This is a genomic window from Streptomyces sp. NPDC051286 (genome assembly GCF_044455345.1).
Classification (GTDB): Bacteria; Actinomycetota; Actinomycetes; order Streptomycetales; family Streptomycetaceae; genus Streptomyces.
In genome coordinates, this window is sequence record NZ_JBITER010000019.1 from 10,948 (window position 1) to 26,582 (window position 15,635).

General features: G+C 72.2%; 11 protein-coding genes and 1 riboswitch. Of the genes, 1 reads left to right on the plus strand and 10 read right to left on the minus strand.

The window, feature by feature from the left end:
• Positions 1-219: 219 nt before the first annotated feature.
• The 4 genes from ACIBB8_RS20260 to ACIBB8_RS20275 form a co-directional block, all read right to left on the minus strand.
• The gene (locus tag ACIBB8_RS20260; RefSeq protein ID WP_398954146.1) at positions 220-543 is read right to left on the minus strand and encodes a hypothetical protein; all 324 of its coding nucleotides are present in this window, start codon (positions 541-543) and stop codon (positions 220-222) included.
• A 32-nt stretch (positions 544-575) separates the two neighbouring features.
• A complete protein-coding gene (locus ACIBB8_RS20265; RefSeq protein WP_326738612.1) occupies positions 576-944 on the minus strand; it encodes a WhiB family transcriptional regulator in 369 nt (122 codons plus the stop codon).
• A 172-nt stretch (positions 945-1,116) separates the two neighbouring features.
• Positions 1,117-1,443, minus strand: coding sequence for a hypothetical protein (locus ACIBB8_RS20270; protein ID WP_398953954.1), 327 nt, complete (start codon positions 1,441-1,443; stop codon positions 1,117-1,119).
• A 164-nt stretch (positions 1,444-1,607) separates the two neighbouring features.
• On the minus strand, positions 1,608-3,854 hold the full coding sequence (locus tag ACIBB8_RS20275; protein WP_398953956.1) for an ATP-dependent DNA helicase UvrD2: 2,247 nt from the start codon (positions 3,852-3,854) through the stop codon (positions 1,608-1,610).
• Positions 3,855-3,986: 132 nt separating this feature from the next.
• Between ACIBB8_RS20275 and ACIBB8_RS20280 the strand changes: the two genes are divergently transcribed.
• Positions 3,987-4,244, plus strand: a complete 258-nt coding sequence (locus ACIBB8_RS20280) for a glutaredoxin family protein (RefSeq protein WP_398953958.1) — start codon at positions 3,987-3,989, stop codon at positions 4,242-4,244.
• 142 nt (positions 4,245-4,386) lie between these two features.
• On the opposite strand, the gene ACIBB8_RS20285 is transcribed toward ACIBB8_RS20280, so the two are convergent.
• From ACIBB8_RS20285 to ACIBB8_RS20310, 6 genes are all read right to left on the minus strand, one after another.
• The gene (locus ACIBB8_RS20285; RefSeq protein ID WP_398953960.1) at positions 4,387-5,250 is read right to left on the minus strand and encodes a bifunctional 5,10-methylenetetrahydrofolate dehydrogenase/5,10-methenyltetrahydrofolate cyclohydrolase; all 864 of its coding nucleotides are present in this window, start codon (positions 5,248-5,250) and stop codon (positions 4,387-4,389) included.
• A gap of 30 nt (positions 5,251-5,280) precedes the next feature.
• A riboswitch (ZMP/ZTP riboswitch) is annotated at positions 5,281-5,378 on the minus strand.
• Positions 5,379-5,476: 98 nt separating this feature from the next.
• On the minus strand, positions 5,477-6,424 hold the full coding sequence (gene nudC / locus ACIBB8_RS20290) for an NAD(+) diphosphatase (RefSeq protein WP_366693753.1): 948 nt from the start codon (positions 6,422-6,424) through the stop codon (positions 5,477-5,479).
• Between the two features lie 43 nt (positions 6,425-6,467).
• Positions 6,468-7,862, minus strand: a complete 1,395-nt coding sequence (locus ACIBB8_RS20295) for a dipeptidase (RefSeq protein WP_398953964.1) — start codon at positions 7,860-7,862, stop codon at positions 6,468-6,470.
• 10 nt (positions 7,863-7,872) lie between these two features.
• Positions 7,873-11,325, minus strand: a complete 3,453-nt coding sequence (locus ACIBB8_RS20300) for a UvrD-helicase domain-containing protein (RefSeq protein ID WP_398953966.1) — start codon at positions 11,323-11,325, stop codon at positions 7,873-7,875.
• A 156-nt stretch (positions 11,326-11,481) separates the two neighbouring features.
• A complete protein-coding gene (locus ACIBB8_RS20305) occupies positions 11,482-14,883 on the minus strand; it encodes an ATP-dependent helicase (protein WP_398953968.1) in 3,402 nt (1,133 codons plus the stop codon).
• A 205-nt stretch (positions 14,884-15,088) separates the two neighbouring features.
• Positions 15,089-15,541: an MGMT family protein gene (locus ACIBB8_RS20310; protein ID WP_398953970.1), complete on the minus strand. Its 453-nt coding sequence runs from the start codon at positions 15,539-15,541 to the stop codon at positions 15,089-15,091.
• Between the last annotated feature and the right edge of the window lie 94 nt (positions 15,542-15,635).

Below are 15,635 nucleotides of genomic sequence, written 5' to 3' on the forward strand. Positions count from 1 at the left end.
GACAAAACCCCCCCCCCGGGGGCGGGCCCCGACCCACCCCCCCCCCCCCCCGGGGGGGGCGCGGCCCCCCCCCCCCCGCGGAAGGGGTACTGACTGGGGGTTACTGGCTGCTTCCGGGCGGAGCGGCGCCCGGCAGCGGGTGCTGCGGTTTCCGGCCTGGCTAGTGCCGTGACCGGCAATGTCTGCCCCGCGACGGGGCAAAGCTTGCCGGGAGGGGCACTAGTGCATGAGCGCCATGGCCAGCGCACGGCGGGCGCGTAGAGAAACGCGCTCCGCCCGGCGCTGCATCCGCCGAGCGGTCACCAGGCGCACGGCCCGGCGCTCCGCGTCGGCTTCCCTCAGGCGGTCGTGCATATGTGCACGTGCCAGGGCTTCTGGGATGAGTTGCATCTCGCGGTTCCTGTTCTGACGCGAGTCGTTCGCGCCGATGATCGTGACGTTCGGTGTCGCGGAGCCAATGGGCTCATTCGTGGGGACGGTCATTGGTGCCTGATTTCGAGGGTCGTGGGTCCGGGGACGGTCGATGGTTCCGATGCGCTTCATGGGTTTGGGAACCGTGGTTCCCAGGCCGGCGGTCACGCCGCGACCGGGTTCTTGCGCGGACGGCCACGCGGCCGCTTGCGAGCGACGACGACGCCCTGGATGAAGAGCTCACCACCCCAGACACCCCACGGCTCGCGGCGCTCCTTGGCGCCGGCGAGGCAGGCCTCGACGAGCGGGCAGGTGCGGCAGAGCGACTTGGCGTACTCGACATCGGCCGGCGACTCGGCGAAGAAGACCTCCGGGTCGTAGGAACGGCAGGGGACGGGCACGCCGAGGTTCTCGATGGCGTCGTCGAGCGCGGTGAGCGCAGTGAGGGGGATCAAGGTGGAGTCCTCCGTGAGGCCGGGCGGGGAGATCGTTTCGGAAGGCGGTACGGACGGGGCGTGCGCTTCGAGTTGCACGGTGGTGGTGTCCTCGTCTGGTTGTTCCGGCCGGTCGGCCGGGTGGCTGCTGGTACCGGGTACTGCTTGTCCCGAGGCGCCTTCTCGCTGTGTCGTCCGTTGGGACAAAACAAAAGGGCCGCGGATCCCGAGTGGGGTTCCGCGGCCCTGAAGGCGCCGGCCTGATGGCGTATCAGGCTGGATCACTCCAGGGTTCAGGCCCACGGAAGGCCCACATCATGTGGTCGTGCGTCGTCTGCTGCTCGGCTCCGGCACCGACTGCCGCAAAGGCATAGGCCGCCTTGGCCTGTCCCTTCGCTACTGCTGCCGCCGGTGCCTGGGTCGGTCGCTCATTGCGCTCCCGCACGGGGAGGCTCACCAGGGACAGCGGGCTGACGGCGGAAACGCCGGACAGACCGGTGCCACGAAGCGAGAATTCCGAAGAGCAGGCGAGGCCGAGCGAGCAGGCGGAGACGACCGACAGATCGGTCACTTTGTTGGTCTTGATGATGCTGATCACGACAATCGCCTCCTCTCGGCGTCTCGGTGGACCGGCGGGCCGGTCCTGCGTATTCGGATAAGTACAGCACAGGATCAGGGCTTCAGAGAAGCCGCTGTTCCCGTGGTTAAGAACCTATGGTGATGACTGGGGCGGGCGCAAACTATTTTTTCGACGAGTTTTTCTCACACCTCCCCGCCGTCTCCCCCAAGCCCCTCGACCGCGTCCTCACCTGCACAGATGGCCAGCACTGCGGCTCCGAACCGGTCCATCTTCCGGACACCGACCCCGGAGATTCCCGTCAGTTCGCCCTCGCTGCCCGGAACCGCCTCCGCGATCGCCATCAACGTCTTGTCGGTGAACACACAGTAGGCGGGCTGGCCGATCTCCTTCGCCCGGTCCGCCCGCCAGTCGCGCAGCCGCTCGTACAGCGCCTCATCCATGTCGGAGGGGCAGTCCTCACAGCGCATCAGCTTCATCTCGCCGGCGTCGGTGAGTGTCTTGCCGCAGACCCGGCACAGCGCGGGGCCACGACGTCTGCGCTTGATCACCGCGGGGCGCTCGATGCCTCCGCCGCCAAACGTGCCACGCCCGCTGAGCGCCGCCGAGCCGGGACGCACTCCGTTCAGGAAGCGGCTCGGGTGCCGCCCGCCGCGGCTGCCCGGCGACCGGGACAGCGACCATGACAGCGAGAGATGGAAGCGCGCCCGGGTGACACCGACGTACAGCAGGCGGCGCTCCTCCTCGATCTGCTCATCCGTCCTGGCGTATGTGATCGGCATCATGCCCTCGGTCAGCCCGACCAGGAACACGGCGTCCCACTCCAGGCCCTTCGCCGAGTGCAGCGAGGCCAGCGTGACTCCCTGGACCGCCGGGGCGTGCTGGGCGGCAGCCCGCTCGTCCAGCTCCGCCACCAGATCGGACAGCGTCGCCCCCGGCTTGGCCTGTTCGAGGTCCTCGGCCAGCCGGACCAGCGCGGCGAGGGACTCCCAGCGGTCGCGCATCGCGCCGGAGCCCGCGGGCGGCTCCGTGGTCCACCCCTTGGTGGAGAGCACGGCCCGCACCTGGGAGGGCAGCCCGTCCGCGTCGTCGAGCAAGGAGTCGTTCCCCCCGGCGCGCGCCGCGCCGCGCAGGGCGACGCCCGCTTCCCGCACCTCCGCGCGCTCGAAGAAGCGCTCGGCGCCGCGCAGCTGGTAGGGCACGCCCGCGTCGGAGAGGGCCTGCTCGTAGACCTCGGACTGGGAGTTGACCCGGTAGAGCACGGCGATCTCCCCGGCCGGGACGCCGGAGGCGATCAGATCGCGGATCCGGCGGGCGGTGCCCTCCGCCTCCGCGGGCTCGTCCCCGTACTCCGTGTAGGCCGGCTCGGGGCCCTTCTCCCGCTGCGAGACGAGTTCGAGCCGGTGCTCGGCGGCGCGGCCACGGGCCTGGCCGAGCAGGCCGTTGGCCAGGTGGACCACTTGGGGCGTGGAGCGGTAGTCCCTGACCAGCTTGACCACCGTCGCGTTCGGGTGGCGGGTGCGGAAGTTCAGCAGGTGTTCGGGGGTGGCCCCGGTGAAGGAGTAGATCGTCTGGCTGGCGTCCCCGACGACGCACAGGTTGTCCCGGTCGCCCAGCCAGAGGTCGAGCAGGCGCTGCTGGAGCGGGCTGACGTCCTGGTACTCGTCGACCACGAAGTGCTGGTACTGGCGGCGGACATGGTCGGCGATGTCATGACGGTCCTGGAGGATGGCGACGGTGAGGAGCAGCACGTCCTCGAAGTCGATCACCGAGCGGTCGCGCTTCAGTTGCTCGTACATCGCGTAGATCTGGGAGATCTCGGCGGTGTCGCGCGGGGCGTCGCGCTGGGACTTGGCGACTGCGGCCGGATAGTCGGCGGGCACGGTCTGGGTGACCTTCGCCCACTCGATCTCGCTGGTGACGTCCCGCAGCTCGTTGCGGTCGAGCCGGATGCGGCAGCGGGCAGCGGCCTCGGCAACCAGCTGGACCTTGCGCTCCACCAGCCTCGGCAGCTCGCCACCGACTGCTTTCGGCCAGAAGTACTGGAGCTGGCGCAGGGCGGCGGAGTGGAAGGTCCGCGCCTGCACCCCGGCGGCGCCGAGCTGGCGGAGGCGGCCCCGCATCTCGCCCGCGGCGCGGTTGGTGAACGTGACGGCCAGCACACTGGTCGGCTGGAGTATTCCGGCGCGCACCCCGTACGCGATGCGGTGCGTGATCGCTCGCGTCTTGCCCGTACCGGCTCCGGCCAGCACGCACACCGGGCCGTGCAGGGCCAGGGCGACCTCGCGCTGTTCGGGGTCCAGCCCGTCGAGCACGGCGTCCGCCGACCCGGGGACCTGCGGGAAAAGAGAGGAATGCGTTGCTGCTGTCACCCCGCCATGCTGCCAGGTCGGGAGAGCCGTACGCGGAAGTTGTCCACAGGGGAGCGGCATCCGTCGTACTAATGCGGAGTCGGCGACGGGAATGGTGACCAGGTCACGTACGTTCCACTCCCTGCGGGGATGCGCATGGGCGGCTTTTCCGCAGTCGTGAGTGAGACGAACAAGACAGAGGAGCGCGAAAACATGCCGGGCACTGTGACGATGTACAGCACCACGTGGTGCGGCTACTGCCGTCGGCTCAAGGGCCAGATGGACCGCGAGGGCATCACGTACAACGAGATCAACATCGAGCAGGACCCGGCGTCCGCGGCCTTCGTCGAGCAGGCCAACGGGGGCAACCAGACCGTCCCGACCGTGCTGGTGGTTCCCCCCAATGGTGGCGAGAACATCGTCATGACGAACCCGAGCCTGGCCCAGGTGAAGCAGGCCCTCGCGGTCTGATTCCCGCGCTCGCGGCAGCGGACACGCGCGCACCGACGCGCCTGCAGACACGCCCGCCGCCTTCCGGTCCTCCGGAAGGCGGCGGGCGTGTCCGTGCCCGCGAGCCGGCAGGTGTTTTTGTGCCGGACAACCGGGCGTCAGCTCACGCCGCGGCCCCGAGCTGCAGGGCGGCCGCGGCCACTGTCTGTTCGAGAAGGATCGCGATGGTCATCGGTCCGACGCCGCCCGGGACCGGCGTGATCAGCCGTGCCCGCTCGGCCGCGGTCTCGAAGTCGACATCGCCGACGTTGCCGTCGTTGTATCCGGCGTCGAGCACCACCGCACCCGGCTTGATGTCCGCGCCGGCGATGAAGCGCGGCTTGCCGACCGCGGCCAGCAGCACGTCCGCCTGCTGCACGATCGACGGGAGGTCGGCCGTTCGTGAGTGACAGTACGTCACGGTGGCGTCCCGGCCGAGCAGCAGCATCCCGGCGGGCTTGCCCAGGATGGCGCTGCGGCCCACGACGACCGCGTGCTTTCCCGTGAGGTCGACCTCGTACGCGTCGAGCAGGCGCATGATGCCGCCGGGTGTGCAGGAGACGAAGCCGGGAAGGCCGAAACTCATCGCCGCGAACGAGTGCATGGTGACCCCGTCGACGTCCTTGACCGGGTCGATCGCTTCGAAGGCGGCGCGCTCGTCGATGTGGGGACCCACGGGATGCTGCAGCAGGATGCCGTGCACATCGGGGTCGTTCGACAGTGCGGTGACCGCGTCGACCACGTCCTGTGTGGTGGAGGTGGCGGGAAGGGCCACGTGCCGTGACGCGATGCCCGCGCTTTCGCAGCGGCGGCGCTTCATCCGGACGTAGGTCACGGACGCCGGGTCGTCGCCGACCAGAACGGTCGCCAGGCAGGGTGCCTTCCCGGTGCGCAGCCGGAGTTCCGCCGCCGTCGCGGCGCTGGTCTCGATGATGCGGCGGGCAAGGGCGGTGCCGTCCATCGGACGGGCTGTCTGTGTCTGGGCCACGCTTCACTCCTGAGCGTCACAAGGATCACGATGAATCGCCCAGGCGCACGGCATCGACGGTTGTCGAGTGTTTTCGCCGGACCGCTCCCCGGTGGTGCTCCACCTCAGCGCCAGTCACGGCCCAAAGCCAGATTAACGGACAGAGCACCCTGGGGGGAGGAATCAGGTGGCAGTGACGGGCGGACGACCGGCCGCGCATGCCCCGTCGCCCGCCCCGCACCGTGTGTCAGCCCACGCTGCCCGGCTTCGGGAGCGGCTTGCCGTACCAGAGCTCGATCAGACGAGCCGCGATCGAGATGCCGAACGGGGGCAGGATCTCGCCCGATTCGAAGGCCGCCGTCAGGTCCTCGCGGGAGAACCAGCGCGCCTCCTCGATCTCCTCGCCGTCGACGTTGATCTCCGACGACGTGGCCCGCGCCATGAAGCCCAGCATCAGGCTGGACGGGAAGGGCCAGGGCTGGCTGGCGATGTACTCGACCTCGCCGACCGTGACACCGGCCTCCTCGAACACCTCGCGGGCGACGGACTGCTCGATCGACTCCCCGGGCTCGACGAAGCCCGCGAGCGTCGAGAACCTGCCCTCCGGCCAGTGCACCTGACGGCCCAGCAGGGCGCGGTCCTGGTCGTCCGTCACCAGCATGATCACCGCCGGGTCGGTGCGCGGGTAGTGCTCGGCGCCGCAGGCCTGGCAGCGGCGGATGTGGCCGGCCGCCGCAATGACGGTGCGTTCGCCGCAGCGGGAGCAGAAGCGGTGCAGCCGCTGCCAGTTCTCCAGCGCCACCGCGTGCGCCATCAGCCCCGCGTCGCGCGGGCCGAGAAGCAGTCCGGCCTCGCGCAGCCCGGCCGGGCGGGCCGGCTGGTCCATGCGGCCAGGCAGCGAGTCCTTCTGGAGCGCGAAGTAGCTGACGCCGTCCACGTCGGTGCCGAGGAAGTAGCGGTGGGTCTCGGTGACCGGGGCCTCGAAGGCCGGAGTCATGACGATCTCCGTGCCGCCGTCCGCGGTGTCGTCGATCAGCACCTGCCCGCCGGAGACCACGAAGACCCGGGTGGTCGGGTGGCTCCAGGCGGCGGAGAGCCAGGCCTCGTCGAGGCGGTGGTGCGCGGCGCGGTCGATGCCGCTGGGCGCGGTGAGACCGATGGGCCGGTCCGTGGTGGCGTTGTCGAAGGTGCTCACAGGTGCTTCCTACTCCCCGGGACGGATCGGGTGTTCAGAGGATTCAGCGGAGTGCGGCGGACAGTTCGCCCCAGAGGTGGGCAGTTGTCTGCACGCCCTTGAGCAGGAGGTCCAGCTCCACCTTCTCGTTGGGGGCGTGCCAGCCGTCGGACGGTACGGAGATGCCCAGGAAGAGGACGGGGGCCCCGAGCACGTCCTGCAGGTCGGCGGCGGGCCCCGAGCCTCCTTCACGGGTGAAGAGGATCTTCTGGCCGAAGGCCCGTCCCATGGCGCGGGCCACCGCCTGCAGGGCGGGGTGGTCCAGCGGGGTCAGGCACGGGCGGGTGGCGGGGGCGAAGGTGATCCGGTGGCGGATGCCGGCCGGGAACTGCGCCTGCGCCCAGGCCCGGACGACCTGTTGGATGTGGTCGGGGTCCTGGCCCGCGACCAGCCGGAAGCTGATCTTCACGAGGGCTGAGGACGGAATGATGGTCTTGCTCCCGGCGCCCTGGTAGCCGCCACCGATGCCGTTGACCTCGGCCGTGGGGCGCGCCCAGATGCGCTCCAGCGTGGAGTAGCCGGCCTCGCCCGTCGCGGCCTGCGACTTGGCGGTACGCAGCCAGCCGGCCTCGTCGAAGGGGAGCTCGGCGAAGAGGGCGCGCTCGGCATCGGTGAGTTCCCTCACGCCGTCGTAGAAACCGGGGATCGCGACCCGGCCGTCCGCGTCGTGCAGCGCGGCGACGAGGCGGGCCACAGCGGTCGCCGGGTTGGGGACGGCGCCGCCGAACGATCCGGAGTGGATGTCCTGCTCGGGGCCGTGGAGCTCGATCTCGCACTCGGCGAGACCGCGCATGCCGGTGCAGACCGTCGGGGTCGTCTCGTCCCACATGCCGGTGTCGGAGACGATCACGGCGTCGGCGGCGAGGCGCGCGGCCTGCTGCTCGACCAGGGCGCGGAAGTGCGGGGAGCCGGACTCCTCCTCGCCCTCGACGAGGAGCTTGAGGTGGACGGCGGGGGTGGTGCGGCCGGTGGCGACAAGGTGGGCCCGGACGCCGAGGGTGTGGAAGAACACCTGGCCCTTGTCGTCGGCGGCGCCGCGGCCGTACATCCGGCCGTCCCGGATCACCGGTTCGAACGGCTCGGTGTTCCAGCCGTCCTCCCGGGCGGCGGGCTGCACGTCGTGGTGGCCGTAGACGAGGACGGTCGGGGCGTCCGGGTCCTCGGAGGGCCACTCGGCGAAGACGGCGGGGGCGCCCGGCGTCTCCCAGACCTCCGTGACCGGGAAGCCGGTCTCCTTGAGCTTGGCGGACAGCCACTCGGCGCTGCGCCGTACGTCTCCCTCGTGCTCCGGCTGTGCGGATACGGAGGGGATGCGCAGCCACTCGGCAAGGTCGTCGAGGAAGGCTGTGCGGTGCTGTTCGATATACGTACGGACGGCGCTGTCCGGGGTGTCGCTCATGGTCTTGAGCCTATCGGCCTGCGGGAGGTGGCTCGTCCCACAGGATTTGTTCGAGCTCGGCCCGGCCGGGGAGATCGGTGGGGTGGACGGCCTCTCCGGTGCGGACGAAAAGGAACGTGGTGGTGACGGAGTCGAGCGGCACGTCGTGCAGTTCGGCCCAGGCGAGGCGGTAGACGGCCAACTGCAGCGGGTCGGCCGTGCGGACGGCCGAGGTGTCTTCGTGGCCGTGGGGGGTGTGACGGGTCGTCTTCCAGTCGACGATCTCGTAGGTGACCCCGTCCGCGTCTTCTGTGCGGTACACGGCGTCGATCCGGCCCCGGACCACGCGGCCCGCGAGCGTGATCTGGAACGGTGTCTCGACGCGGTAGGGGGTGCGGTGGGCGTACGGGGTGCGCTCGAAGGCCTCCTTGAGTGCGGCGAGGTCGGCCTCGTCCGCGATGTCGATGTCGCTCCCGTCGCCGCCGGGCAACTCGTCGGGGCCGAGCATGGGCAGCGGCAGCTCCTCGAAGCGGGCCTCCACCCAGGCGTGGAACCGGGTGCCCCGGCGGGCCGCGGGCGCGGGCGGCCGCGGCATGGGCCGGGCCAGCTCCTGGGCGAAGCCGTCGGGGTCGTCGGCGAGCCTCAGCAGCTGCGTGGCGGAGAGCGAGGCGGGCACGAGGACCTCGCGCATGGTGGCGCGGGCGCGGCGCAGCTCACCGGCGAGCGCATCGAGGTCCCGGTCCCAGGAGGCGAGGGTGCGGGTCTCCTCCGGGGTGAGCCGTGAGGGGGTGCGGGCGGCAGGGACGTGGGGGGCGGGGTCCGCGGGAGGTTCGCTCGACAGGGAGTCCCAGTCCGCGGCCTCGTCCGGGTACGGCTCGTCGTCCGGGTACGGCTCGTCATCGGCATACCGCTGATCGTCCGGTGCCACGGGGTACGCCCCCGGCGCCGCACCCGCCGCCGACTCCCCCGCCAGTGTCTCCAGGTGGGCCAGCACCGTCTCCGCGGCCGCCCGGCGGCGGGCCAGCGCCGTGTCGTCCAGCGGGAGCGGCCAGGCGTGGTCGGCGGCCGCCCCCGCAAGGGCCGGGTTCTCCTCGTCCTCGGCCGGCTCGTCCGCCCATGCCTCGATCTCGCCGTGTCCGGCCGCGCAGTGCTCGTACAGCGCCCGCAGGAAGTCCGACGGGCCGCGCGGCTTCTTCTGCGACGGCCCCCACCAGTGGCCGGAGCCGAGCAGCAGGCTGCGCGGCCGGGTGAAGGTGACGTAGCCGAGCCGGAGTTCCTCGGTGTGCTGGTGCTCCTTCATCTCCTCCTTGAAGCCCCCCAGACCCTTGGCGTCCCAGGAGTGGATGACGGGCAGGGTGGGTGCGTCGCCGCGCAGGGCGTGCGGAAGGACCTTGGACTGGGAGGTCCAGGCGTCACGGGACTGTCCGCTGGGGAACTGTCCGGTGACCAGTCCGGGCACGGCGACGACGTCCCACTCCAGGCCCTTGGACTTATGGGCGGTGAGGATCTTGACGGTGTTCTCGCCGCCGGGCAGTGCGTTGTCCAGGCCCTTCTCGTACTGGACGGCCGTGCGCAGGAAGCCGAGGAAGGCCAGTAGCGTGGCCTCGCCGTCGACTGCGGCGAAGCGGGCCGCGACGTCCAGGAAGTTGGCGAGGGTCTCGCGGCGGCGGGCGGCCAGCGCGTGCGGCGACGCGGAGAGCTCGACTTCGAGACCGGTGGTGGCGAGGACCCGGTGCAGGACGTCCATGAGCGGGTCGGCCAGCGAGCGGCGCAGCTCGCGCAGTTCGGTGGCGAGGCGGGCGAAGCGGACGCGTGCCTCGGCGGAGAACGGCAGCCCGTCGTCCTCCGTACCGCTCGATTCGAGGAAGGTGTCGAGGGCGTCGGCGAGCGAGATCACCTCGGCCGGGTCGATGCCTTCGACCGCCGCGGCGAGCCGGCTGTCGGGATCGAAGTCGTCGTCGTCCGCGTGAGCCGCGCGGTGGACGAGGAGGCGGGCGCGGCGGCCGAGGAGGGCCAGGTCGCGGGGGCCGATCCGCCAGCGGGGCCCGGTGAGCAGCCGGACCAGGGAGGCATTGGCGCCGGGGTCCTGGAGGACTTCGCAGACTGCGACGAGGTCGGCGACCTCGGGCAGGTGCAGCAGCCCCGAGAGGCCGACGACCTCGACGGGGATGTCGCGGGCGACGAGCGCGGCCTGGATCTCCGGGAAGTCTCCGGCCGTGCGGCACAGCACGGCGATCTCGCCGGGTTCCTTCCCGGTCCGTACGAGATGGGCGATCGAGCCGGCGAGCCAGTCGATCTCTTCGGTGTGGGTGCGCATCAGGGCGCAGCGGACGATGCCGTCGCGTTCGGCGCCCGGGGCGGGGCGCAGCGCTTCGACGCCCTCGTGCATGGCGCGCAGCGGCTCGGCGAGCCCGTTGGCGAGGTGCAGCAGGCGGCCGCCGCTGCGGCGGTTCTCGCTGAGGGAGTACCGGGTGGCGGGGTCGCCGTCGGCGTGCGGGAAGTGGTGCGGGAAGTCGTCGAGGTTGGCGACGGAGGCGCCGCGCCAGCCGTAGATCGCCTGGCAGGGGTCGCCGACGGCGGTGACGGGGTGCCCGGACGCGGTGCCGTCGGGGCCGCTGCCGAAGAGGGCGGAGAGGAGCAGCCGCTGGGCGACGGAGGTGTCCTGGTACTCGTCGAGCAGGACGACCCGGTACTCGTCGCGCAGGATCGCGCCGACCTCGGGGCGGGTGAGGGCCAGCTCGGCGGAGAGTGCGATCTGGTCGCCGAAGTCGAGGAGGTCGCGGCTGCGCTTGGCGTCGCGGTAGCGCCGGGTCAGTGAGAGGAGTTCGCGGCGGGCCTCGGCGGTCTCCGGGATCTTGCGCAGCTCGGCGTTGGTGAGCCGGGCCGTTGCGAGCGCGTGGAGGAGCCCGGTGTCGTACTCCGCGAGCTGCTCGGGGCGTACGAGATGCTCGGCCAGCTCGGCATCGAGTGCCAGCAGATCGCTGACAAGGGTGGGGAACGACCTGGTCAGTGCCGGGTACGGGCCCGGGGCCTCGCGCAGCACGCGGGCGGCGAGCTGGTAGCGGGTGGCGTCGGCGAGGAGGCGGGTGGTGGGTTCGAGTCCTATGCGCAGCCCGTGCTCGGTGAGGAGCCGTCCGGCGAAGGCATGGTACGTGGAGATGCTGGGCTCGCCCGGCGGGTTGTCCGGGTCGATGGCGTCCGGGTCGGTGACCCCGGCGGCGACGAGTGCCTTGCGGACGCGCTCGGCGAGCTCGCCCGCAGCCTTGTTCGTGAACGTGAGCCCGAGTACCTGCTCCGGGGCGACCTGCCCGGTCCCCACCAGCCACACCACGCGCGCCGCCATCACCGTGGTCTTCCCCGACCCGGCTCCGGCCACGATCACCTGCGGGGCGGGCGGCGCGGTGATGCAGGCCGTCTGCTCCGGAGTGAAGGGGATCCCGAGGAGTTCCTTGAGCTGCTCGGGATCGGTGATACGTGAGGACACCCCACAGAGGCTAACCGGGAGCACCGACAACGCGCGGGGTCCGCGAGGAGGCAGGGACGTGCCTCGCATCCCGCGGGACTGCCGTCTCAGGGTTGTCGCCGGCCGCACGCCCACGACCGCTGTGGTTCAACTCGGCCGGCCGGAGCCGCAGCCCGGTCACTCCAGGATGTGGCGGCCCTCGGGCTGAGCGCTGCACGAGGCCCGGAACGTGCAGTGGGTGCAGTGCCGGCCGGTCGTGGGGGTGAAGCGTTCGTCCAGGACCCGGCCCGCGGCGGTGGCCAGCAGGTCGGAGACCCACTCGGTGGTCGGCGGTTCCTGGGCCTGCACCTTGGGAAGGGCGTCGCCGCCCTCCTTCTTCGGGGCCGGCTGCCGCAGCTGGACGAGTTCGGCGCCACCCGGGGAGGGGCGGTGGCCGTCGAAGATCTCGTCGACCGCCCCCTCCCGGACGGCCAGCTGGTACACGGCGAGCTGGGGATGGCGGGCGACCTCGTCCTTCGTCGGGGACTGCTTGCCGGTCTTGAAGTCGACGACGTACGCACGGCCGTCGGCGTCCCGTTCGACGCGGTCCATGGAGCCACGGATCCGTACCTCGTACTCCCCCGCTTCGAGCGTCACGTCGAAGTCGTGCTCGCTCGCGGCGGAGGTGCGGCCGGTGCGGTCCATGACATGCCAGCGCAGAAAGCGTTCGAGGGCGACCCTCGCCTGTTCCTTCTCCTGCTGCGACTTCCAGGGGGCGTCGAAGACCAGCCCGTCCCAGACCGAGTCGAGGCGCTCCATCAGGACCGCCAGGTCGGCGGGGGTACGGCCGGAGGCGACCTCGTCGGCGAGTACGTGCACGACGTTGCCGAAGCCCTGCGCGGCCGTCGCCGGGGCGTCCGCCTTCACCTCGCGGCCAAGGAACCACTGCAGGGCGCAGGTGTTGGCCAGCTGGTCGAGTGCGCTGCCGGAGAGCGCCACGGGGTGGTCCCGGTCGCGGAGCGGGACGGCCGAACGGGTCGGCTCGTACAGCCCCCACCAGCGGTACGGATGGGCCGACGGCACGAGCGGCTGCCCCTCGTCGTCCGTGAGCGCGGCCAGCCGGGCCAGCCGGCGGGCGGCCTCGTCGCGCAGGGCGTCGGAGGCATCGGGGTCGACGGTGGTGGCGCGCAGCTCGGCGACGAGCGCGGCGACGGCGAGCGGGCGGCGCGGACGTCCGGTGACGTCGCGGGGCTCGATGCCCAGCTCGGTGAGGAAGCGGGACGGCTGGTCGCCGTCGGCGGCGGGGGCCTTCACCGCGGTGACGATCAGCCGCTCCCGTGCGCGGGTCGCCGCCACGTAGAAGAGGCGTCGTTCCTCGGCGAGGAGGGCGCCCGGGGTGAGCGGTTCGGCGAGGCCGTCGCGGCCGATCCGGTCGGCTTCGAGCAGCGAGCCGCGGCGGCGCAGGTCCGGCCAGAGCCCCTCCTGCACTCCGGCGACGACGACCAGCCGCCACTCCAGGCCCTTCGAGCGGTGCGCGGTCATCAGCCGTACGGCGTCGGGGCGTCCGACCCGCTTGGAGAGGGTGTCGGCGGCAATGTCCTGGGCGTCGATCTCTTCGAGGAAGTTGAGCGCGCCGCGGCCACCGGTGCGTTCCTCGGCGCGGGCCGCGGTGTCGAAGAGCGCGCAGACGGCGTCGAGATCGCGGTCGGCGTTGCGGCCGCCCGCACCGCCGCGCAGCGCGGCGCGCTCGAGCCGCCCCGGCCAGGGGGTACCCGCCCACAGCTCCCACAGGGCCTCTTCGGCGGTTCCGCCGCCTTCGAGGAGTTCGCGTGCCTTGCGCAGCAGTGCGCCGAGGCGCTGGGCACCGCGGGCGTACGCGGGGTCGTGTGCGACGAGGCGTTCGGGTTCGGCGAGCGCGCGGGCCAGCAGCTCGCCGGAGGGCGGCGGTACCCGGTTCCCGGCGGCCCGCTCCTCGTCGCGCAGCGCCCGGCCGAGCCTGCGCAGATCGGCGGCGTCCATGGAGCCGAGGGGGGAGGTGAGGAGGGTGAGCGCGGTCTCGGTGTCGAGCCAGGGGGCGGCGGGCTCCTCGGAGGCGGGGGCGGCGCCGTCGTCCGGGGCCGTCGGCTCCGCGGCCGTCGTACGGTGCAGCGCGGCCGTGGCGACCGTGCGGAGGGCGGTGAGGAGCGGGGCCACAGCGGGTTCGTGGCGCAGCGGGAGGTCGTCGCCGTCGACCTCCAGGGGCACACCCGCAGACGTCAGGGCGCGGCGCACCGCGGGGATCGTGCGGCCCCCGGCACGTACCAGCACCGCCATCTCGTTCCATGGCACGCCGTCCTCCAGGTGGGCGCGGCGCAGCAGGTCGGCGATGTTGTCCAGCTCGGTGGAGGCGGTCGGGTAGGTGTACGTCTCGACGCGCCCGCCCTCGCGTACCGCGGTGAGCTCCCGGTGGGCGCGGACCTTCGCCGACGGCAGCCGGGTCAGCGGCATCCGGCGGGTGAGCAGCCGAGTGGCGGCCAGCAGCTGTGCGCCGGAGCGCCGCGACGTGGTGAGGACGCCGACCGGGGCCGGGCCGCCGTCCTCCCGCCGGAACGTCTCCGGGAAGTCGAGGATGCCGTTCACGTCGGCGCCCCGGAACGTGTAGATCGACTGGTCCGGGTCGCCGAACGCGATCAGGTCCCGGCCGCCACCGGCCCCTGGCGCTCTCCCGCGGTTGCCCGCCAGCGCGTGCAGCAGCCGTACCTGTGCCGGGTCCGTGTCCTGGTACTCGTCGACGAACACCGCGTCGTACGCCCCGGCCAGCACCGCCGACACCTCGGGGCGCTCGGCGAGGAGCACCGCCCGGTGGACCAGCTCCGCGTAGTCCAGCACCCCCTGCGCGTCGAGCACGTCGAGGTACTCGGCGAGGAACGCGGCGGCCGCGCCCCAGTCCGGGCGGCCGGTGCGGCGCGCGAAGTCGGCGAGGGCATCCGGGCCGAGGCCCAGCTCGCGGCTGCGGGCGAGCACCGCACGTACCTCGTCGGCGAAGCCACGCGTGGTCAGGCAGGCCCGCAGCTCGTCGGGCCAGCGGATGTGCGCGATGCCCTCCTGTTCCAGTTCGAGCTGGCCGGCGAGGAGATCGCGGACGGTGACGTCCTGCTCGGGTCCGGAGAGCAGCCGCAGCGGGTCGGCGAAGAGATCGGCGTCCTGATGGGCGCGGACCAGTGCGTAGCAGAAGGAGTGGAACGTGGTGGCCTGCGGGCCGCGGGCGGCACCGAGCCGGGCGGCCATCCGGTCGCGCAGCTCCACCGCCGCCTTGCGGCTGAACGTGAGGACCAGGATGCGGGCCGGGTCGCCGCCCCTGGCGACGCGGGCGGCGACCGCTTCGACGAGCGTGGTCGTCTTGCCGGTGCCCGGTCCGGCGAGGACCAGCAGCGGGCCGCCGGGATGATCAACCACCGACTGTTGCGCTGCGTCCAGAACAGGAGGGTCCACGGAACCCGGCCGGGTGCGCACCAGCCGGTACGCGCCCGTGGTCTTCCCCCTACGCCCCTGCGGGCGTGGGAGGACCCCCTGCCGTTCCTGACGGTGCGGACTGTGCCGGGTGAAGGAGGAGGAGCTCACGTGGATCGCCGGTCCTGGGGGGTGCTGATGGTGGGGGCGGGGGTGCCTGCCGCGAACTGTCGACGCTACGCCAGCGGGGGCGTGGGATGCGGCGGGTCCGCTGCGTCGAACGTCACGTTCCGCGTCGCACGGCAGGTCACGCCGGTGTTTTCGTCCATCGGACGGGCCCGGCTGCGCCCGTCACGGGGCCGAATGGCGGAAGCTGTCAGGTGTGAGCTCTCCCGACCCCGTCCTGGTCCTCGTCCCGGTCGGTGCCCCCGTGCCCCCCGGTCACGCCGTCCCACCGTGCGCGCTTCATGTCGAGGCGCGGCAGGTGACCCTCAGCGCTGCGGGAAGCCTCGCGCAGCGGGGTGCTCTCCTCGCGGTAGTGGTCCAGCGCCCGCAGCTCGTGACCGGGCAGCAGCGCCCCGTCGGCCCGCACCACCCGCCACCACGGTGCCGCGGCGCCGTACAGCGCCATGACCCGGCCGACCTGGCGCGGGCCGCCCTCCCCCAGCCACTCCGCGATATCGCCGTACGTCATGACGCGGCCGGGCGGGATCAGGTCGGCGACATCGAGTACGCGCTCCGCGTACTCCGGCAGTGCGTCGTACTCCGGCGACGCGTCGGGCGCCCGGTCGCCCCTCGCCACGTCGCCGCTGGTCCGCTGTTGGCTCATCCGGCCCATGGTGCCGTATGCCACCGACAGTCCGGCCCGGTGCACGGCCGAGGGGCGCGTAGGCGTGCAGTCACTGAGTGTGCACCCGAGAGCA